The organism is Finegoldia magna ATCC 29328 (assembly GCF_000010185.1).
GTDB lineage: Bacteria > Bacillota > Clostridia > Tissierellales > Peptoniphilaceae > Finegoldia > Finegoldia magna_H.
Genome location: NC_010376.1, coordinates 703563 through 723196 on the forward strand (window position 1 = coordinate 703563; position 19634 = coordinate 723196).

The 19634-nt window shown below is 28.5% G+C and carries 21 protein-coding genes and 4 tRNA genes; 21 read left to right on the plus strand and 4 right to left on the minus strand.

Translation table 11 applies throughout. The features are described 5' to 3' along the window. Nucleotides 1-8: 8 nt before the first annotated feature. From lspA to FMG_RS03475, 3 genes are read left to right on the plus strand one after another with little or no spacing between them, the layout of a single operon-like run. Nucleotides 9-455, plus strand: a complete 447-nt coding sequence (lspA, locus tag FMG_RS03465) for a signal peptidase II (RefSeq protein WP_012290534.1) — start codon at nt 9-11, stop codon at nt 453-455. Continuing rightward, nucleotides 455-1132 (plus strand): uracil-DNA glycosylase, encoded by a 678-nt coding sequence (locus FMG_RS03470; protein ID WP_012290535.1) that lies wholly within the window; start codon nt 455-457, stop codon nt 1130-1132. The genes lspA and FMG_RS03470 overlap by 1 nt, the downstream gene beginning before the upstream one ends. Further along, the gene (locus FMG_RS03475; RefSeq protein ID WP_012290536.1) at nt 1129-2052 is read left to right on the plus strand and encodes an RluA family pseudouridine synthase; all 924 of its coding nucleotides are present in this window, start codon (nt 1129-1131) and stop codon (nt 2050-2052) included. The genes FMG_RS03470 and FMG_RS03475 overlap by 4 nt, the downstream gene beginning before the upstream one ends. A 15-nt stretch (nt 2053-2067) precedes the next feature. Here the strand turns inward: FMG_RS03475 and FMG_RS03480 are convergent, their stop codons facing one another. Next, nucleotides 2068-2955 (minus strand): DegV family protein, encoded by an 888-nt coding sequence (locus FMG_RS03480; RefSeq protein ID WP_012290537.1) that lies wholly within the window; start codon nt 2953-2955, stop codon nt 2068-2070. 30 nt (nt 2956-2985) lie between these two features. After that, a tRNA-Thr gene (locus tag FMG_RS03485) sits at nt 2986-3061 on the minus strand. 116 nt (nt 3062-3177) lie between these two features. Between FMG_RS03485 and FMG_RS03490 the strand changes: the two genes are divergently transcribed. From FMG_RS03490 to FMG_RS03505, 4 genes are all read left to right on the plus strand, one after another. Further along, on the plus strand, nt 3178-3852 hold the full coding sequence (locus FMG_RS03490) for a glucosaminidase domain-containing protein (RefSeq protein ID WP_012290538.1): 675 nt from the start codon (nt 3178-3180) through the stop codon (nt 3850-3852). A gap of 18 nt (nt 3853-3870) precedes the next feature. Continuing rightward, the gene (locus FMG_RS03495; RefSeq protein WP_012290539.1) at nt 3871-4560 is read left to right on the plus strand and encodes a thermonuclease family protein; all 690 of its coding nucleotides are present in this window, start codon (nt 3871-3873) and stop codon (nt 4558-4560) included. Nucleotides 4561-4685: 125 nt separating this feature from the next. Then, nucleotides 4686-4762, plus strand: a tRNA-His gene (locus tag FMG_RS03500). Nucleotides 4763-4765: 3 nt separating this feature from the next. Continuing rightward, nucleotides 4766-4849: transfer RNA gene (locus FMG_RS03505), tRNA-Leu, on the plus strand. A 423-nt stretch (nt 4850-5272) separates the two neighbouring features. Here the strand turns inward: FMG_RS03505 and FMG_RS03510 are convergent. Beyond that, nucleotides 5273-5359: transfer RNA gene (locus tag FMG_RS03510), tRNA-Leu, on the minus strand. Between the two features lie 176 nt (nt 5360-5535). Between FMG_RS03510 and FMG_RS03515 the strand changes: the two genes are divergently transcribed. Then, nucleotides 5536-6492 carry a DUF1002 domain-containing protein gene (locus tag FMG_RS03515; protein WP_012290540.1) on the plus strand — a complete coding sequence of 319 codons (957 nt, stop codon included), beginning with the start codon at nt 5536-5538 and terminating at the stop codon, nt 6490-6492. Nucleotides 6493-6623: 131 nt separating this feature from the next. After that, nucleotides 6624-7187 (plus strand): redoxin domain-containing protein, encoded by a 564-nt coding sequence (locus FMG_RS03520; RefSeq protein ID WP_002842295.1) that lies wholly within the window; start codon nt 6624-6626, stop codon nt 7185-7187. A 27-nt stretch (nt 7188-7214) separates the two neighbouring features. Here FMG_RS03520 and FMG_RS03525 read toward each other — a convergent pair whose 3' ends face one another. Further along, entirely contained in the window at nt 7215-9056 is a 1842-nt protein-coding gene (locus FMG_RS03525; protein ID WP_012290541.1) for an ATP-dependent helicase, read from the minus strand. A 101-nt stretch (nt 9057-9157) separates the two neighbouring features. Here FMG_RS03525 and FMG_RS03530 point away from each other — a divergent pair, with 101 nt between their 5' ends. From FMG_RS03530 to coaBC, 12 genes are all read left to right on the plus strand, one after another. After that, on the plus strand, nt 9158-9952 hold the full coding sequence (locus FMG_RS03530; protein ID WP_227930522.1) for a nitroreductase family protein: 795 nt from the start codon (nt 9158-9160) through the stop codon (nt 9950-9952). 67 nt (nt 9953-10019) lie between these two features. Beyond that, entirely contained in the window at nt 10020-10826 is an 807-nt protein-coding gene (modA, locus tag FMG_RS03535) for a molybdate ABC transporter substrate-binding protein (protein ID WP_012290543.1), read from the plus strand. Then, on the plus strand, nt 10819-11502 hold the full coding sequence (gene modB / locus FMG_RS03540; protein ID WP_041250597.1) for a molybdate ABC transporter permease subunit: 684 nt from the start codon (nt 10819-10821) through the stop codon (nt 11500-11502). Before modA ends, modB begins: the two co-directional genes overlap by 8 nt. Then, on the plus strand, nt 11489-12103 hold the full coding sequence (locus FMG_RS03545; protein WP_012290545.1) for an ATP-binding cassette domain-containing protein: 615 nt from the start codon (nt 11489-11491) through the stop codon (nt 12101-12103). Before modB ends, FMG_RS03545 begins: the two co-directional genes overlap by 14 nt. A gap of 76 nt (nt 12104-12179) precedes the next feature. Beyond that, nucleotides 12180-14285 (plus strand): ribonuclease R, encoded by a 2106-nt coding sequence (rnr, locus tag FMG_RS03550; protein WP_012290546.1) that lies wholly within the window; start codon nt 12180-12182, stop codon nt 14283-14285. Between the two features lie 12 nt (nt 14286-14297). Next, the gene (gene smpB, locus FMG_RS03555) at nt 14298-14747 is read left to right on the plus strand and encodes an SsrA-binding protein SmpB (RefSeq protein WP_002838120.1); all 450 of its coding nucleotides are present in this window, start codon (nt 14298-14300) and stop codon (nt 14745-14747) included. A gap of 8 nt (nt 14748-14755) precedes the next feature. Then, nucleotides 14756-16492, plus strand: a complete 1737-nt coding sequence (locus tag FMG_RS03560; protein WP_012290547.1) for an Rqc2 family fibronectin-binding protein — start codon at nt 14756-14758, stop codon at nt 16490-16492. Between the two features lie 69 nt (nt 16493-16561). Further along, complete coding sequence (locus tag FMG_RS03565; protein ID WP_012290548.1) at nt 16562-17437, plus strand: YicC/YloC family endoribonuclease; 876 nt, start codon at nt 16562-16564, stop codon at nt 17435-17437. Nucleotides 17438-17444: 7 nt separating this feature from the next. Beyond that, nucleotides 17445-17696 carry a DUF370 domain-containing protein gene (locus FMG_RS03570; RefSeq protein WP_002838275.1) on the plus strand — a complete coding sequence of 84 codons (252 nt, stop codon included), beginning with the start codon at nt 17445-17447 and terminating at the stop codon, nt 17694-17696. A gap of 1 nt (nt 17697) precedes the next feature. Continuing rightward, entirely contained in the window at nt 17698-18285 is a 588-nt protein-coding gene (gene gmk, locus FMG_RS03575) for a guanylate kinase (protein WP_002839418.1), read from the plus strand. After that, nucleotides 18278-18475, plus strand: a complete 198-nt coding sequence (locus FMG_RS03580; RefSeq protein WP_002838258.1) for a DNA-directed RNA polymerase subunit omega — start codon at nt 18278-18280, stop codon at nt 18473-18475. Before gmk ends, FMG_RS03580 begins: the two co-directional genes overlap by 8 nt. Next, nucleotides 18468-19634 (plus strand): bifunctional phosphopantothenoylcysteine decarboxylase/phosphopantothenate--cysteine ligase CoaBC, encoded by a 1167-nt coding sequence (coaBC, locus tag FMG_RS03585; RefSeq protein WP_012290549.1) that lies wholly within the window; start codon nt 18468-18470, stop codon nt 19632-19634. The genes FMG_RS03580 and coaBC overlap by 8 nt, the downstream gene beginning before the upstream one ends.

Consider the following 19634-nt stretch of genomic DNA (forward strand, 5'->3'; position numbering starts at 1 on the left):
GAGTAAAAATGGTAACTATTTTAATGATGATTTTGGTAATTGGCTTAGATCATTTAACAAAATACATGGCAATTTCTCTCAAAGAAGGAGATATTGTAATTTTTGATAAATTTTTAAAGCTTACTTACCTTGAAAATAGAGGAGCGGCATTTGGAATTCTTGAAAACAAGAAAATATTCTTACTTATAATAACATTACTAATAATTGGATTTGTAATATTGTATATTTTTAAGAATTACAAAAGCTTGATGAATTTTGAAAAAGTAATATATGGGCTACTTTTAGGAGGAGCATTAGGAAATCTGATTGACAGAATTTTCAGAGGTTATGTCATTGATTTTATTTCTGTAAGACTTCCATTTAATTACGATTTTCCTGTGTTTAACGTGGCGGATATAGCTGTTGTTGTATCGTGTATTTTACTTGTTATATTTAGCTTAAAAGGACATAAATAATGAGTGTTAATATAGGAAATAGTTGGGATGAATTGCTAAAGGATGAATGGAACAAAGATTATTATAAAAAAATCAGACAAGTTTTAATTCATGATTATAAAAATTACAAAGTATATCCAGATATGAATTTTATTTTTGAAGCATTGAAATTAGTTGCTTTTGAAGATTGTAAGGTTGTGATTTTAGGACAAGACCCATATCATAATCCTAATCAAGCTCATGGACTTAGTTTTTCTGTTAAACCAGATGTTAAAACGCCTCCTTCATTGATTAATATTTACAAAGAATTGCAAAATGAATTTGGATATCCTATTCCAAATAATGGATATTTGATGAAATGGGCAAAACAAGGAGTTTTATTATTAAATACTTCACTTACGGTAATAGAAAACAAACCAAATTCTCATTCAAAAATTGGATGGCAAATTTTAACGGATAAAATTATAGAATTATTAGGAAATTCAAATAGACCAATAGTATTTATATTGTGGGGCAACAACGCTAGAATGAAAAAAGACTTAATAAAAAGTAAGAATGCTCTCATATTAGAATCGCCACACCCTTCTCCATTTTCAGCTAATAGGGGATTTTTCGGTTGCAATCATTTTATAAAAACTAACGATTATTTGATAGATAATGGTCTAGAACCTATTGATTGGAAGATAGAAAATATATGATTTACGAATTTTTAATTGACGATTCTAATCAAAATACAAGATTGGATGTTTTTTTGGCTAATGAAGTTGAATTATCAAGAAGTGAAATTCAGAAATTTATTGAGGATAAAAAAGTTTTGGTTAATTATAAACCTCAGAAAAAAAACTACAAGTTAAATTCAAATGATAAAATCAAATTCGACTATGAAAAAGAAGATAAAACTATAAGAGCACAAAAACACGATTTGGATGTAGTATATGAAGACGATTATCTAGCTATTATCAACAAAGATAAAGATGTCATTGTACATCCTACAGAAACTATATATTCTGATACTTTAGTAAATTATTTAATGTATAATTTTAAAAACTTGAGTGATGTAGATGGAGATTATAGAAGGGGAATAGTTCACAGATTAGATAAAGACACAACAGGGCTAATAATAATTGCAAAAGACAATGATACCCATCTAAAATTAAAAGAGATTATCAAAAATCACGAAATTATAAAAACATATTTGTGTATTGTTCACGGAAAAATCGATGAATCTGGAACTATTAAAGAATATATGACTAGAAATCCAAAAGATAGAAAGAAAATGATGGTTTCTGACGAAGGGAAATTATCTATTTCTCAATATGAAAGACTTGATTATAATGATGATTATTCTCTTGTAAAAGTCCAAATCAAAACTGGTAGAACTCATCAAATTAGAGTTCACATGAATTATATTCATCATCCAATTTTAGGTGACAAATTATATGGATTGAAAAAGGAAAAAATACTTTTCGACAGTCAAGTTCTTCACGCATATAACCTTCAATTTATTCATCCTCAAACTCATGAAAAAATAAATGTGATAGGGAAATTAAAACCAGATTTTATGACAGCTATCGAAAAAACAAAACTAGATTACACAAAAATACCTTCTAAGTTATAACTTAGAAGGTTATTTTTATACTTCTGATAGTTCGTCTCCCAAATCTTTGTTACTGAAATATATACTTAACATATTTGGCCCAGTGTGAGCTCCTATTACACAACCTAAAGGACATTTTACAATTTTTTTGAAGTCATAATCTTCTTTAATTTTTTCAATTAGAAGATCTGCTTCGTCTTCATTTTCGCCATAGCAAACATAAAGAGTTTGATTTAAATTAACATTATTGTTACATTTTTCAGCCATTAAATTTTTGATTTTAGCAAAAGTTTGTTTTTCACCGCGCGCTTTTTCTACAACATATAAGCTACCATCATTTTTATCCACACTCATAATTGGTCTTATGTTCAATAATGATCCCATTACCTTTTGAGTCTTAGATAATCTTCCACCTCTGTACAAATACTCTAAGTTAGTAACAGTAAAAATATGCTCTTGTGCGCAGATTATTTCATCTAATTTTTCGTTTACTTCTTTAAATGAATAATTTAATTCTACAAGTTTAAGTGCTTTATTAACAACAGAAGTTTCTCCTGAGCAAGCACTCACAGAATCCTTAACGATTATCTTATAATCATTGTTTTCTTCTAAAACATCATTCATTGCCATAGTAGCAGTTTGAAATGTGCTAGTTAATCCGCTTGATAATGTAATGCATATAACCTCATTTCCAGCCTCCAATTCTCTTTTAAATGTTTCATAGTATGTTTTATATGGAACTTGACTAGTTTTAAAAACTTCTCCATTTTTCATTCTAGAAAACATATCTGAAGAATTAATTGTTTGACCTTCTATGTATTCTTGATCAGAGCTAATAACTGGCATATTCAGTAAAATTAAATTTTCGTTTTCATTCGAACCTGTTAGTTGACTACCAGAGTCCGTAATTATTTTTATAGACATTCTTACCTCCAGATAAGTATTGTTTTTAAATGGTGCTGTTGAGAGGGATCGAACCTCCGACCTATTGATTACGAATCAATTGCTCTACCAACTGAGCCACAACAGCATATACATTTATTATAAGCTTAAGAGTACAATATTTCAAGATTATTACAATAATGAAAATCAATGGGAAATAATAAAAAATTATGATAAAATACTATTCATATCCTAGGAGGAATAATGAAAAACAAGAAATTAATAAAAAAAAGAGTTGGAATATTCTTGCTAATGATAGTTTTTTGCTCCTGTTTAATAATAAACTATTCTGAAAATTACTTTTCTTTTTCTCGAAAAATCACTCATCATAAAAGTGAATTAGAAGATAATGAGTTGAAAACATTAAATAAATTAGAAAAGGACTTGGTTGAATTCAAGAAAGTTGGGGCTTTGAAGATTACAGAAGATAATATTTTTTATCCAACTCATAAATCTAAAATATCTGAAAGAATGTTAGAGGTTGCATTAGAAGGTACTGATTTAGAGGGTAATGCACATTCCTTCATTAAAGTTGAAAAGAAATATGGAGTGAACGCTTTGTATTTACTAGCTATAGCAAATCATGAATCTGATTTTGGACAGAGCAGAATAGCAAAGGATAAAAATAATTTGTTTGGATTCAATGCTATAGATTCAAATCCATATAATGGAGCAAGTCAATACGATTCACTTGATGAGGGAATTCAAGATATTGGTAAAAAAATTAAAATATTGTATCTTAGTGATAATGGGAAGTATTTTAAAGGATATAATTCTTATGCTATGAATAAAAACTATGCAAGTGATAAGAATTGGGGAGAAAAAGTAAACAATCACATGATACTAATAGCACAAAAGATCTTATCGAGCTATAAATAATTAAAATAGAGAGCAAGCATGAAGAAATTTTTACTGGGAATATTAATATTAATATCATTAACTGGCTGTGACAAATTTGGTCAAGTTGAAGCTGAAAATAATTTGTACGAAGTAGTTAGAGTTGTAGATGGAGACACTGTTATATTAAACATAGACGGCAATAAAACTAGAGTGAGACTCATTGGAATTGATACACCGGAAAGTGTAGCCAAAGATAAAAGTCGAAACGTCAAAGAAGGTAAGGTTGCAAGTGATTATACAAAAAGATTGCTCGAAAACAAAAGAGTGCGATTGGAATACGATGATGAAAAAAATGATGTATATGACAGAAAACTGGGTTATTTGTTTTTAGATGATGAATTTATCAATGAAAAACTACTCAAAGAAGGTATGGCAAAATTATACACAAAAACAACTAATCAAAAATATTATGAAAGACTAAAAAAAGCAGAACAATACGCAAAAGATAATAAGAAGGGATTCTGGAAAGATTTCTATGTTAATGATACAAATGTATATAAAAAATATATAGATTCTAAAGGTAGGGGAATGATAAAAGGAAATATAAACAGTAAAGGATTAAAAATATACCACTTGCCAAATCAAAAAAGTTATAAAGATGTAAAAATTAACTTCAAAAAAGGCGAAAAATATTTTGTAACAGAAAAAGAAGCGCAAGAAGAAGGATTTTCAAAATCTTCAAAATAATACTTGCAAAACTAAAATTACGATGCTATAATATTAAAGTCAAGTTGACTTGAAATAAATTTTACAAATGCTTGACAATCATAGTTTATTATGGTACACTTATAAAGTAGTCAATTGAGGCTATGGTGGATGTAGCCTAGTTGGTTAGGGCGTCAGTTTGTGGCACTGAAGATCGAGAGTTCGAATCTCTTCATCCACCCCATAAGCAGGAATGGCGGAATTGGCAGACGCGCTAGACTTAGGATCTAGTGTCTTTGACGTGGGGGTTCAAGTCCTCTTTCCTGCACCAAAAGTATACGGCTTGTTTCTAGATGTTATTAAACATTGAAAACAAGCCGTTTTTATTTTTATACATTTCTATGTGTGTCTAATTGTTACTATAAAACGTAATAATTAACGTAACAATTTTTATGATATCATATAATTTTCAAATATGTCCGCAGTTTTGTTTTCTGCACCAAGTTATAACGACTCAATTTCAAATGATTGTTCATTGAAATTGAGTCGTTTTTTGTTTGTGTATTTAGTCTAACTACGCTTAAATTTGATTTTAGATGAAACAACAAGAGTAACTTTATAGACTATTTTAGCTTTTGGGAAGGCAAACTATGAGTTAATGCTTTGAATAAAAAAACCCAGGTAAAAAAATTTTACTCCTGGGTTATTTTAAGTTTACAAGAAAAAAAGATAGCTTAAAAAGCTATCTTGTATATGGTGCCGGAGGCGGGACTTGAACCCGCACGGTGTTGCCACCGCTGGATTTTGAGTCCAGTACGTCTGCCAATTCCATCACTCCGGCTGACTTTATAATTATAGCATAAAGTAAAAACAATGTAAAGGAAATTTTGTGAAAATTTGAAGTTTAAATATTAGACTTTGAAATTCAGCTTAATAATTTAGTTTTTCTTAATAATTTTGTAGACTTTGAGTGATTATTTTTGTGCTATAATCAATGTGAACGGAGGATAATAATCTATGAAAAAAATTACAGTTTTTTTATTAGCTATTTTAATTTCATTATCATCTACTATTAGTTTCGCTGGCAAGATTGATACTAATGTTATTGATGAGAAGTGGGGCAAGCCAACTTTTGTTTATGGTGGAAGCTTGGATAAATCTCAAATTAGAAAAACAAAAGGACTTTTAGATATTGAAGACGACAGTAATATTAAGCCAGTCATGGTTACTTATAATGATTTGTTGAAGTATATTGGTGGGGATGATTCTAATCCGGGCAGTATGATTTCTAGCGTTTTGGTTAAGAAAGAAAACAAAAATAAAGGCATAAAAGTTAATATTACGACACCGAAAAATATTACGTTGATTACTGAAAAGCAATATGAAAATGCCGCTATAACAGCAGGTGTAAAAGACTGCACAATAATGGTAGCTGCTATTAGACCGGTAACTGGAGAATCGGCCCTAACAGGAGTATATAAAGCTTTTGAATCAAACGGAGAAAAGCTCGATAAGGAGAGAATAAAAGTAGCCCAAAAAGAATTGGAAGTTGTTAGTGATATTAACAAAGAAAATAAAGATAAAGGTGAATTCGATAGAGACAAATTAAATGATGTCATTGTTGTAATAAAAGATAATATTGCAAATATAAATATTAATAATAATGGCCAAGCACCAAGTCTTGATGAAATAAAAAAGATTGTAAATGATGCAATAAAAGAAAATAACCTTGAAAATGTAATTACAGAAGATCAAAAACAAGAATTAATAAATCTATTTGAAAAATATTCTAATGTAAAATCTATTAATTCAAAAGACATCAAGGATGAATTGTCTAATATTTCTGATAAAGTTATAGAAGGAGCCAAAGATATTTATAAAAAGGCAGAAGATGCAGGAATTATTGATAAAATAATTAACTTTTTTTCCTCAATAATCAAATCAATAGCGGATTCTTTTGGATCAGAAAATTAAATTTTTATGGGACTTTCGAGTCCCTTTTTTAATTGCTCGAAAATATATTACAAACTATTAAACGAAACTTGTAATCATTACAAAATGTGGTATAATTAAATTATAAATCAAATAAGAAAGGATGATTATTTATGTCATTAATTAAAAAACACGTTGAAGAATTTAAAGTTCCTGCTTATCACAATGAAGAACTTACAGAAGTTTCTAGTGAAGATTTAAAAGGTCACTGGTCATTGTTGTTCTTCTATCCAGGAGATTTTACATTTGTTTGTCCTACTGAATTAGAAGACTTACAAAACTTATACTCAGAATTTAAAGAATTAAACTGTGAAATTTATTCTATCTCTACAGATTCAGAATTTGTTCACAAGGCATGGCATGATAAATCTGAAAAGATTAAAAAAATCCAATATCCAATGTTATCAGATAGAGCATTTGCTTTATCAAAACAATTTGGAGTTTTAAAAGAAGCTGACGGTCAAAGTCAAAGAGGTGCTTTCTTAATCAATCCTGATTTAGATGTTGTATTATACGAAGTATCTGCTGATGGAATTGGTAGAAATGCACATGAATTATTAAGAAAACTACAAGCTGCACAATATGTTGATAAATACGGTGATCAAGTTTGTCCAGCTAACTGGGCACCTGGTCAAGACACTTTAAAACCAGGAATTGACCTAGTAGGTAACTTATAAATAACAAAACTAGCTGTAAAATTACAGCTAGTTTTTTAAATTATTTTCAATTTCTATAATATCTTTTAAGAATTGAGATGAATCAACTTCAACAGAATTTCTAGTTTTAGGAGACAACAGAGTTAATTTGTCTTTAGCTCTAGTCATAGCTACATAAAACATTCGTCGTTCTTCTTCAAATATATTTTCATAATTTTTTTTATTCGAATCGATGTTTGTAGGAAACTCACCATCTATTAAATCTATGATGAATACTTCATCGAATTCCAATCCTTTTGCAGAATGTACAGTTAGCAAATTTAAATTACTGGTATGTTTTATTGATTCTTTTTGAATTTTCTTTAAGCTTTCAATTTCGTTTATAAAATCTTCGTAACACTCACAATCTTTAAACAGGTACTTATATATTTCGACTAAATGGTCCAATGATATTTTTTGGTTTTGTAGCAAAACACTATCTTCAATATATGTTTTGTAATCAATGTCATTCATTATAATATCAATTTTCTTGGAACCTTTTGCTCTTTTTATTCCGGAAAAAAATGATTTTAAGTCCATAAATCTGTCTACATAATACCTACTTAAAGTTGAATCATCCAAAAGACGATCTAAAACAGGCATTGATTCATCGTAGGTTTCCAGTTGATTTATTGATGTTTTTTTGATGTAGCTGTTTAGTTTGTAGTATATGTCTCTAAAAAGGCCGACAGAGGTTTTATTTTCCGAAAAAGCAATCATTTTTAGAATATCATTTAGTACAAAATGATTATAAAAATCATCTTTTTGATATCTGGAGTGAAAATCAATATCCTGATCATGTAAATATTTCGTTAGCGCTATAGAAGAAATATTTTTACGGTATAAAATAGCGGTTTTTTTATCGGGATTAATATTGTTTTTCAGATAAGAATACAACGATAAAAAGTTTTGAGGAAATTTTATTATTATTTTCTTGTTTGATGCTTTTGTTGAAGTAACATCCTTATTATATCGGTTTTTATTTTGCTTAATAAACAAGTTACTTGCGTTTACTATTTTGTCGCTGCATCTAAAATTTTGATCAATATAATAAATACTTGCATTGGAAAAAATTTTATTAAAATCCAATAAATAACTAGGATCTGCTCCTCTAAAAGAATAAATTGATTGATCGTCATCTGCTACAATGAACAAATTATTTTCCGGATATGCGATTTTTTTGATTAACTCAAATTGAATTTTTGAGGTGTCCTGACCTTCGTCTACTTGAAAAAACTTGTACTTGCGTTTAATTCTTTTTAGTATATATTCATCCTCATTAAGAATTTCAAATGACTTTGTAAGCATATCATCAAAATCTATAAAGAAATTTTTTTTCTTAAAGCTTTCATATTCTTGATAAATTTGCTCGAAGTTTTCAATGTCGAATTTTGGAAAATCTTTTATTATCATCATATTTTTACAATATCCATAGTATTGTAAAAATTTTTCAACATCTTCATCTTTAGAATTTGTTTTATTGATTTTTCGCATGATATTTCTGATGACCAAATATTTATTGGTATCATTATTTGATTCAAGTATTTTGAAAATTCTATTATTCATTTTATAGTATAGTTTTATAATATAATAGCAAAAAGAATGTATCGTAGAAAAATACGCAGAATCTGTTTCTGGGAATTTTTCAGAAAATCTTTCTTTCATATCCATTGCTTGAGATTTGCTGAATGTTATTGATAAAATACTTTTTGGATCAACGTTGTGAACTTTCTCCAAGTATTTTATTCTATTTAGAAGTACCGTAGTTTTGCCGGCTCCTGGGACTGCTAGTACTAAAGCAGGGGATTCATAATGAGATATTGCTTTTTGTTGATTTTCAGTAAATTTCATATTATCACCATTAATTATTATATCAAAATGTTTGTGATTATTTGTGATTTGTAGTATTATTTAATTAGAAGATTTATGTTAAGGAGTAGATAAAAATGTCAATGAACGAATTTTTAGAAAATAGAAAATCAGTAAGAGATTTTAAATCAAAAAATCTTAGTGATTCAGATTTACAAAAAGTTGAATCTATAATTTTTGATATAAACAATTCAGCAAAAAAACACGATGTTAGTTTTAAATTATATAAAGATGGTTCTGTAGTTTACAATGCACTTGATGGTGAAGGTGGATATGGAGGAGCTATGATTAAAGCTAACCATTATATTGCTATGGAAGCGGACAAAAACAACGAACAATCAATGATATTTGGTGCATTTTATTTTGAAAACTTAATCACTAAACTAGATGCATTAAATGTAGGAAGTTGTTGGGTAACTATATCTAACGCATCTGAAGAATCTAAAAAAAGGGCTTTTGGAGAAAATTGTAACGTAGATTTCTTGCTTGCTATGGGATATGCTCCAAGTGAATTTGGATTTGGTAAGAAAAAATTTAGCTCTAGAATTGGCGTTGAAGAATTTGTGTGTGACAAATCATTGTCTACTCCGATAGATATAGATAAATTACAAAATTACGGTTTAGATGAATTATTTAGTTATTTGAGATTTGCTCCATCAACTAAAAATGAACAACCTTGGAGATTCGTTCTAAATGATGATGATTTGGATTTGTATATTAAAGATTACAAAGGAATCGAAAATCTAATAGATGCAGGAATAGTAATGTACTATTATACAGAATTAGCTAATTATAATAGTATTGATGCTAATTGGGTTGTAAAAGACAACTTAAGTGATAAGGATAATTACAAATATATCGCATCAGTTAATTTCTAATTTTTATAAAAAGCCTTTAACTAGGCTTTTTTAATACATAGCGTTATATTTTAAGGAGGATAATGAAATGAAGAAAAAGTACTTATTATTAATGATAGTGGGGTGTTTAATTTTGGCTAGTTGTGCTAAAAATGAAAAACAAAATACTGAAAAGAAAGAAGAACAAAAAACTGAACAAAAAGCAGAAACTCAAAGCATAAGCTTGTTTGCAGCAGCTTCTTTAGAAGAATCGTTAGCGAAAATTATTCCTGAATTTGAAAAAGAAAATAATGTTAAAGTAGATGTTAACTTAGCAAGTTCAGGAAAATTACAAAAACAAATCGAACAAAAAGCTCCTTGTGATGTTTTTGTTTCAGCAGGACAAAAACAAGTAAAAGCTCTTGAAGAAAAAGAACTTGCAAAAGATTCAAAAAGTTTATTAAAAAACAAATTAGTTATTGTTAAAAACAAAGAAACAGATATTAAAATTTCTAAAATTGAAGATTTGGAAAATATTAAAGGCAAAATTGCTGTAGCTGAATTGGAAACTGTTCCGGTAGGACAATATACAAAAGATAGTTTAACTCATTATAATTTATTGGATAAACTTCAAGAAAAGTTTGTATATGGTAAAAATGTCAAAGATACTTTGAGATTTGTTGATAGCAAAGAAGCTGAAGTTGGTTTTGTATATTCTTCTGATGCTGTAACTGATGAAAAGGTTGAAGTGGTTTTTAATGTTGATGATAGCTCACACAAACCTATTATTTATCCAATAACCAAGACAACTTACTCTAAGAATACTGAAATGCAAAACAAATTATATGAATTCTTACAAAATGAATTATCTGAAAAGTATTTTAAAGAAGCGGGTTTTGAATCTAGCCATGAATAATGATATTATGATGCCTATTATAATTTCATTAAAGGTATCTGTAATTTCAACTATTATTACATCTGTCCTATCAATATTTATAGCTTGGATGATGGTAAAATTCAACAAGAAAAATGGCAGTATACTAGAGGCAATAATTACATTGCCTCTTGTTTTACCGCCATCAATATTAGGATACATACTTTTAATTATAATAGGAAATAACGGTTTAATTGGGAAATTCTTTTATGATAATTTTGAGTGGAGTATTATTTTTACATGGAAAGCTTGTGTTATAGCATCTGTAATAGTATCGTTTCCATTAATGTATCAAAATTGTAAGTCTGCATTTCAAAGTATAGACAAGAAAATTTTGAATGCAGCGAGAACAATGGGCGCAAGTGAGTGGAAAATATTTTTCAGGATTGCAATTCCATTAGCATACACTGGAATAATTAGTGGATTAGTTTTAGCTTTTGCTAGAAGCTTAGGAGAATTTGGGGCGACTATGATGGTTGCTGGAAATATTCCAAGGAAAACTCAAACAATTCCATTGGCTATGTATTATGCTGTGGAAAGAGGAGATAAAACAATGGCGAATACTTTAATGATTGTAGTTGTTACATTCTCATTTTTGTTGATATATTTCCTAAATAGATGGATAGAAAAGAGAAGGAATAGAAATGCTGAATTGTAATATCGAAAAAAAATTGAATCATTTTGTACTTAATGTAGATTTTACTGTGGAAAATGAAATTTTGTGCATAATGGGAGAATCGGGAAGTGGAAAAACATCTATACTAAATTCAATTGCTGGAATTTTAACGCCAGAAAAAGGAGATATTATTTTAGATGATAATATTTTGTTTTCAGATAAAATAAATTTGAAACCACAACTAAGAAATATTGGATATGTTTTTCAAGACTACGCACTATTTCCGAATATGAGTGTAAAAGACAATATTTTCTTTATGAATCCAGATAAAGATTACACAAATTCGCTTATAGAAAAACTTAGAATTGAATATCTTTTAGATAATTTTCCTAATACTTTATCTGGTGGAGAAAAACAAAAAGTTTCAATAGTAAGAGCATTAGCAAATAAACCGCGTTTACTTTTAATGGATGAGCCATTCAGTTCAATTGATGAAAAATTTAAAAACAAATTTTATGAAGAACTAATTGAAATCAAAAAATCATTAGATGTTCCAATTATTATGGTTACACATAATAGACACGAAGCAGAAATTTTAGCTGATAAATTAATTTTTATTGATAAGGGAAGAATTATAAAATAAGCATTAAATACAATAATTAGGTAGTTTTTTGTCATTTAGGGTATAATATAGATAGGAAACAAACAGGAGGTATTTAATGAAAATAAAGCAAAAGGTACTTAATATCGTAAATTCTAATGATTATATCCCTTTAACTTTTGATGAATTATCTTCACGATTAAATATTGAAAAAAAAGATAAAAAAATTTTTCATAAGATTATTAATGAACTACAAAAAGATAAAAAAATTTTACTTGATAAAAATTCTAATATAATTCCAATTACAGAGCAAAAAGCATATCCAGGAACTATTCAAGGATCTGGAAGTGATTTTTGCTATTTTATTCCTGATGATGAAAATGTTGACGATATTTTTATAGCAAAAAAAGATTTAAATGGTGCAATTCACAAAGACAAGGTTTTAGTTACAATAACAGTAGAAAAAAAGCCTAACCGTAGTCCTGAAGGTAAAGTTTTACAAATTTTATCCAGAGAAACGAAAAAACTTGTTGGAACTTTTGATGAGGCAAAAGGTTATGGATTTGTAATTTTGGATGATAAAAAATACGGATTCGATGTTTTTGTCCAATCTGGTAACAAAAATGGAGCAAAAAATAACGATAAAGTAGTGGTAAAATTAATCAAAACTCCATCCAAAAATCACAAAAATCCAGAAGGAGTGATAGTTGAGGTTTTAGGTGGCAAGGACGACCCAGGAATTGATATTTATTCTATAGCAAAGACTTTTAAATTACCTTATGAATTTCCAAAGAAAGTAAAACAACAAGCAAAAGAGATAGAACAGCATGTTGATGAATCAGAAAAAAAATCTAGAATGGATTTTAGAGATTTGCTTACTGTTTCAATAGATGGATCTGATGCAAAAGATTTTGATGACGCAATAAGTATCACAAAAAAAGGAGAAAACTTTGTACTATATGTTCATATAGCTGATGTCAGCCATTATGTGAAAAAGAACACTGCACTAGACAAGGAAGCTTTTAGAAGAGGAACAAGTGTATATATGTTAGACAGGGTAATTCCAATGTTGCCTGTGGAACTATCTAATGGAATTTGTTCACTAAATCCAAATGAAGACAGACTTTGCTTAACAATTAAAATGGAAATTTCGCCAACTGGGAAAACTCTTGACTATAAATTTTACGAGTCGGTGATTAATTCTGACTATAGATTAATCTACAAAAATGTGTCAGACTTTTTGGAAGACATAGATAATCCTTATGAAGATGAAAAACTCACGGACAATTTACTATTAATGAAAGAATTGTATGAAATTCTAAGTGCTAGAAGAAAAAAGAGAGGTAGCATTGACTTCGACTTTCCAGAAACTAAAATTATTTTAGATGAAAATTCTAAAGTAATAGATGTTACAAAGGATGAGAGAAGAATTGGAAATAAGTTGATTGAAGAATTCATGTTGATTACCAATGAAACTGTAGCAAGCCATTTTGGATATTTGGATAGACCGTTTTTATACAGAGTTCATGAAGAACCTGACGAAGAAAAAGTTAATACTTTTAAAAGAATTTTGTCAAACTTTGGATATCACTTAAAAGGTAAGAATTTGTACTCTAAAGATTACCAAAGAATTTTGAATGAACTAGATGGTAAGCCTGAAAAACCTCTGCTTGCTTCACTTTTGTTAAGATCTATGCAAAAGGCTGAATATAGCGAAAATCCTAGCATTCATTTCGGATTAGCATCTATGTTCTATACGCATTTCACATCTCCAATTAGAAGATACCCGGATTTATTTATTCACAGAATTGTAAAGAATTTTATAAACCATAAACCAGATACTAATAATGAAAAAGAGTTCATGAAATACATCAAAGACATCGCGAAGCAATGTTCAGCAACTGAAAGAAGAGCAGAAGAAGCTGAAAGAGAAGCTATTGATATGAAATCAGCAGAATATATGCAGCAACACATAGATGAGGAATTTGAGGGAATTATTAGTTCACTTACGAAATTTGGAATCTTCGTACAACTTGACAATACTATTGAAGGTTTAGTACAATTTCAATCTATGATAGATGATTATTATGTATTTGACGAAAAAAACTACACGGTTTATGGAGAAAGAACAAAAAAATCATATCATATTGGACAAAAAGTTAGAGTTAAAGTTATAAATAGCGATAAAGACAAGCGTCAAATAGATTTTGAATTTGTAAATTAGAAAAGGAATATAATGAGTGAAATAAAATTATTAGCTAACAATAAAAAAGCACGCCACGAGTATTTTATTGAAGAAGTGTACGAATGTGGAATTGAATTAAAGGGAACTGAAGTAAAATCTATCAAAAAAGGTAAGGTTTCTATTAAGGAAAGTTATTGTATGATAGAAAACTCAGAAGTTTTTGTTTATTCAATGAATGTGAGTCCGTACACAGAAGGAAATATTTTTAATGTGGATAGTTTAAGAAAAAGAAAACTTTTAATGCATAAGTCTGAAATCAGAAAATTAATCGGGAAAACAAAAGAACAAGGTTACACTTTGATACCACTAAGGGTTTATGCAAAAAATGGACTCGTAAAAGTAGAGATAGCTCTTGCGAAAGGTAAAAATTTGTACGATAAGAGAGAAACTTTAAAAAAACGTGATGATTTGAGAAATATGCAAAGAGCAATGAGAAGATAGGAGTAATAATGAGCTTTGACGGAATTGTAACAAAAGCGATAGTAGATGATATAAAAGAAAAATTAATCAATGGGAAAATCAGCAAGGTTAATCAACCAGATAAAAACGAATTGGATTTAATCATCTATAATAACAAACAAAATTATAAACTTCTTATTTCTGCATCCTCGTCTTTACCGAGGATGCATTTTACAAATGAAAATAAGAAAAATCCAATTGAAGCGTACAATTTCTGTATGTTGATGCGAAAATATTTACAAGGAGCAGTTATAACTGATATTTATCAAGAATCTATGGACAGAGTTGTAAGTATTGATATCAACTCCAGGGACGAAATGGGTTATGACATGAACTACACATTAGTTGTAGAACTTATGGGGAAGCATTCCAATATCATTTTAATTGAAAAAGAAAGTCAAATGATTGTAGACGCAATTAAGAGAATTAGTTTCGATACAAAAAGTATAAGACAAATACTTCCAAAAACTAAGTATTCATATTTGGAAGATGATAAGATTAATATTCTAAAATCGGATGATCTTCCTACTGATATTGCTGAAGGGACTACTAAACTCCAACAAGTTTTTTATAAAAATTACACAGGCTTTTCTCCAACTATTTCAAGAGAAATATGCCTAAGAGCAGATTTGGATTATAACATAAGAGTTGAAGATTTGAATGATGATGAAAAATCAAGATTTAATCAAGCATTTATTGACATTAGAGAAAATATTAGAAATTGCAATTACGAGTATTCTATAGTTATTGATGAAGATGAAAAATTAAAGGATTTTCATGTAATTAAATTAGAAAAATATGGATATCAAAAGAAAAATTTTCATGATATTCACGAAATGTTGGATTATTATTATAAAAAGCACAGTTCAAATGATTCTATTACACAAAAATCTTCTCATCTAAAAAAAATAGTTTCTAACAAAATTCAAAGAAACTCCAATAAATTGAGTAATTTAACAGTTGATTTACAAGAAGCGAAGAAAAGAGATATCTATAAAGTATACGCTGATCTTATAAGTTCAAATATGCATTTGATAAATAAGGGAATGGATAAAATAACTGTAGATAACTTCTATGATGATATGAATCCTATAGAGATTCCATTAAATCCTATAAAATCAGGCAATGAAAATGCACAAATTTATTATAAGAAATTTAGCAAATTAAAAACCAGAGAAAAAATGATTACACAAGAGCTTCCACTGATAAAACAAGAAAATGAATATTTGCTTCAACTTTTAGAAACTCTGGAGAGAATTACAGAATATCAAGAATTATCAGAGATTAAAGATGAGATGGTAAAAATAGGTTTGATAAAAAAATCTAAGAGAAAGACTGCAAAGGTAAAACCTTCAAAACCAAGACATTTTGTAACAGAAAATAATGTTGATATTTTTGTAGGAAAAAATAATTACCAAAATGATAATCTAACTTTGAAACAAGCAAATAGAGAGGATATTTTCGTTCACGTAAAGGATATGCCAGGTTCACATGTGATTATGAGAAATGAAAATTTGATTCAGAAAGATTATGATGTTGCTTGCTTCTTAGCAGCGTATTTTTCCTCAATGAGCAAAGAAAAATATGTTGAAGTAGATTATACTGAAAAGAAAAATGTAAAAAAAGCTAAAGGTGCAAAACCAGGAATGGTGTTTTACAATAACTTTAACACTGTCAATGTGGATATGAGCTCTTTTAATATTGACAATATAAAAGAAATTGTTTAAATAATGTAATAAATTATTGTAAATTCTTGGAGATTAATATACACTAACAATATCAAGGGAGGCGATAGAATGAAGTCTATGACAGGATTTGGATCTTCTAGTTTGGAATTAGAAGATTGCAGCATAGATATTGAAATCAAATCTGTAAATAATAGGTATTTAGATTTCAATTTTTCAATGCCGAGTTATTTGAATTTTATGTTGGAAGACATGAAATCACTAATAAAAAACAAGTTGAAACGTGGAAGAGTGGATGTCTATATCAAAATAAAAAAATATCAACTAGCTGTTGATAGTGTAGATATTAACTATGAATTAGCACAAAAAATTAAAGAAAAGCTTGATTCATTAAACGAAAATCTAGATATGAAATCAGACATTAATGTCAGAGATTTATTGAAATATGATGATGTAATGTCATTTACTTACAAAGATTTGGATAATGAATTTTTGCACGATAATATTTTGAAAGTTTTAAATGAAGCTGTGAATAAAATATATTCAATGAGATCTACTGAAGGAGATAATTTGAGAGAAGATTTATCTACAAATCTCTCAAAAATAGAGGAAGAAATATCCAAAATATCAAGTTTGACTGAAAATAGTGTAAAAGAATACAGAGAGAATTTATTTAATAAAATTTCTGAATTATTGGATGAAGAAAAAATTGATAAAGACAGAATGTATTTGGAAGTCGCTTTAATGGCAGATAAAGTTGATATCAATGAAGAATTAAAAAGATTTGATTCTCATATTGTACAGTTTAAATCAGCAATGGATATGAAAGATTGCATAGGTAGAAAATTAGACTTCATAATTCAAGAGATGAATCGTGAAATCAATACAATTTCTTCAAAATCAAATGATGAAAATATTTCAGTATGCGTTATTGAAGTAAAAAGTTTGATTGAAAAATTAAGAGAACAAGTGCAAAACATTGAATAGAGGGAAAATGGAAAGTTTAGGAATAGGATTTTCAAATTTAGTTAATAGCAACAGGATTATTGCAATTGTTAGCCCTGAAACAAATCCAATTAAAAGAATTGTTCAAAAAGCGAAGGAAGACAACAATCTCATCGATGTTACTTTTGGTAGAAAAACTAGAAGTGTAATAATTATGGATTCAAGTCACGTTGTGTTGAGTTGTCTTCAACCAGAGACTTTACAAATGAGATTGGATAAATCAAATAATAAGGAAGATTAAAATGAGAGACGGATTTTTATTAGTTGTTTCTGGTCCATCGGGAGTTGGCAAAGGAACTGTTTGTGAAAAATTAATATCACAGAAAAAAGATATTGTATATTCTGTATCCGCTACGACAAGAAAAAAGAGACCTTATGAAGTAGACGGAGAAAATTATTATTTTTTGAGTTTAGATGAGTTTAAGAAAAAAATTGATCAAGGAGATTTCATTGAATATGCTAATGTACACAATAATTATTATGGAACTCCAAAATCATTTGTCTTCGACCAAATCAATAAAGGAGAGATAGTTATTTTAGAAATTGATGTTCAAGGAGCATTAAAAGTAAAAGAAAACTATCCAGAAGCTGTTTTTGTATTCATTCTTCCACCAGATTTAATTGAACTTAGAAGAAGAATTGAAGGAAGAAACACTGAAGATGAGGAAACAATTAATATTAGAATGCAAAACGCTAAAAAAGAATTGAGTTTTATTGATGAATATGATTATGCAGTTATTAATGAAGATGTTGATGAAACTGTAAAAAATATTGAAACTATAATTGATGCAGAAAAATTTAGAGTTGTAAAAGGAGAAAAATATGATTAATCCATCATTTAAAAAATTATCAGAAATAAATAATAGTAGATATGCACTTTGTGTAATGGTAAGTAAAAGAGCAAGAATGCTAATAGACGGAAAAGAAACTAAATTAAAAAAAGCAAAAGCCCAACCAGTTACTACAGCTTTGGAAGAAGTTATGGAAAAGAAGGTTTGGGAAGATAAATCAAATGAATAAAAACATTCTTTTAGGAGTTACTGGAGGAATTGCTATTTACAAAGTTGTGGATGTTGTAAGTAGATTAAAAAAACTTGACTATAATATTAAAATCATTATGACGGATTCTGCTTGCGAATTTGTAAGTCCAATGACTTTTGAAACGATTGGAAAATGCGATGTTAAAAACAAAATGTTTCACAATAATTCTCACAAGGTTGTTGAACATATAGAGCTTGCAAATTGGGCGGATTTGTTTATGATTGCACCAGCTAGTGCAAATACTATGGCTAAAATAAATTATGGTATAGCAGATGATTTATTATCTTCTACAGCACTAGCTTATACTAAACCTATAATGTTTTGTGTAAGCATGAATACTAATATGTTAAACAATCCTGCAACACAAAAGAATATCAAAGATTTGAAAGAAAAGGAACACTTAATTATAGATTCAAATAACGGAATGCTAGCTTGTAACACAAAAGGAGACGGAAGACTAAAAGAACCTTGGGAAATTGTCGAAGAAGTTGAAAAGTACTTTTGTAAAAAAGATTTAAAAGGTAAGAAAATTTTGATTACAGCCGGGGCTACAGTTGAAAGAATTGATCCTGTACGTTATATAACGAATGATTCCAGTGGTAAAATGGGATATTCGATTGCTAAGAAAGCTTTTATGAGAGGTGCAGATGTAACAATTATTTCTGGGAAAACAACAGCAGAAAGTCCATACGGTGTTGAAAATATTAAAGTTGATTCTGCTATTGAAATGAAAGAAAAAATCGAAAGCTGCATTGAAAACTACGATTGCTTAATTATGGCGGCAGCGGTAAGTGATTTTAAAGTAAAAAATAGAAAAGAATTAAAAATAAAAAAACAAGACGGCATCGATTCATTAGAATTAGAAGAAAATCCAGATATTTTGAAATCATTAATTAAAAAAGAAAATCAAATCTTCATAGGATTTGCTGCAGAAACAAATAATTTATTGGAAAATGCTAGGAAAAAATTAGATAAAAAAAATCTAGATTATATAGTATTAAACGATGTGTCAAAAAAAGACATTGGATTTAATTCAGAATACAATAAAGTATCTGTAATTAGCAAGGACAATATATTAGATATTGAAAGAGATACAAAATTAAATATCGCAGATAGGATATTGGATTTGATAAAGTAG

Coding starts and splice junctions, on each gene's coding strand:
- FMG_RS03495 (WP_012290539.1), top strand. CDS start 3,871: ATGAAGAAATTTTTACTGGGAATATTAATATTAATATCATTAACTGGC.
- FMG_RS03570 (WP_002838275.1), top strand. CDS start 17,445: ATGGAAAGTTTAGGAATAGGATTTTCAAATTTAGTTAATAGCAACAGG.
- FMG_RS03480 (WP_012290537.1), bottom strand. CDS start 2,955: ATGTCTATAAAAATAATTACGGACTCTGGTAGTCAACTAACAGGTTCG.
- FMG_RS03470 (WP_012290535.1), top strand. CDS start 455: ATGAGTGTTAATATAGGAAATAGTTGGGATGAATTGCTAAAGGATGAA.
- gmk (WP_002839418.1), top strand. CDS start 17,698: ATGAGAGACGGATTTTTATTAGTTGTTTCTGGTCCATCGGGAGTTGGC.
- smpB (WP_002838120.1), top strand. CDS start 14,298: ATGAGTGAAATAAAATTATTAGCTAACAATAAAAAAGCACGCCACGAG.
- modA (WP_012290543.1), top strand. CDS start 10,020: ATGAAGAAAAAGTACTTATTATTAATGATAGTGGGGTGTTTAATTTTG.
- FMG_RS03525 (WP_012290541.1), bottom strand. CDS start 9,056: ATGAAATTTACTGAAAATCAACAAAAAGCAATATCTCATTATGAATCC.
- FMG_RS03560 (WP_012290547.1), top strand. CDS start 14,756: ATGAGCTTTGACGGAATTGTAACAAAAGCGATAGTAGATGATATAAAA.
- FMG_RS03490 (WP_012290538.1), top strand. CDS start 3,178: ATGAAAAACAAGAAATTAATAAAAAAAAGAGTTGGAATATTCTTGCTA.
- FMG_RS03545 (WP_012290545.1), top strand. CDS start 11,489: ATGCTGAATTGTAATATCGAAAAAAAATTGAATCATTTTGTACTTAAT.
- modB (WP_041250597.1), top strand. CDS start 10,819: ATGAATAATGATATTATGATGCCTATTATAATTTCATTAAAGGTATCT.
- coaBC (WP_012290549.1), top strand. CDS start 18,468: ATGAATAAAAACATTCTTTTAGGAGTTACTGGAGGAATTGCTATTTAC.
- FMG_RS03520 (WP_002842295.1), top strand. CDS start 6,624: ATGTCATTAATTAAAAAACACGTTGAAGAATTTAAAGTTCCTGCTTAT.
- FMG_RS03565 (WP_012290548.1), top strand. CDS start 16,562: ATGAAGTCTATGACAGGATTTGGATCTTCTAGTTTGGAATTAGAAGAT.
- FMG_RS03580 (WP_002838258.1), top strand. CDS start 18,278: ATGATTAATCCATCATTTAAAAAATTATCAGAAATAAATAATAGTAGA.
- rnr (WP_012290546.1), top strand. CDS start 12,180: ATGAAAATAAAGCAAAAGGTACTTAATATCGTAAATTCTAATGATTAT.
- FMG_RS03475 (WP_012290536.1), top strand. CDS start 1,129: ATGATTTACGAATTTTTAATTGACGATTCTAATCAAAATACAAGATTG.
- lspA (WP_012290534.1), top strand. CDS start 9: ATGGTAACTATTTTAATGATGATTTTGGTAATTGGCTTAGATCATTTA.
- FMG_RS03515 (WP_012290540.1), top strand. CDS start 5,536: ATGAAAAAAATTACAGTTTTTTTATTAGCTATTTTAATTTCATTATCA.
- FMG_RS03530 (WP_227930522.1), top strand. CDS start 9,158: ATGAACGAATTTTTAGAAAATAGAAAATCAGTAAGAGATTTTAAATCA.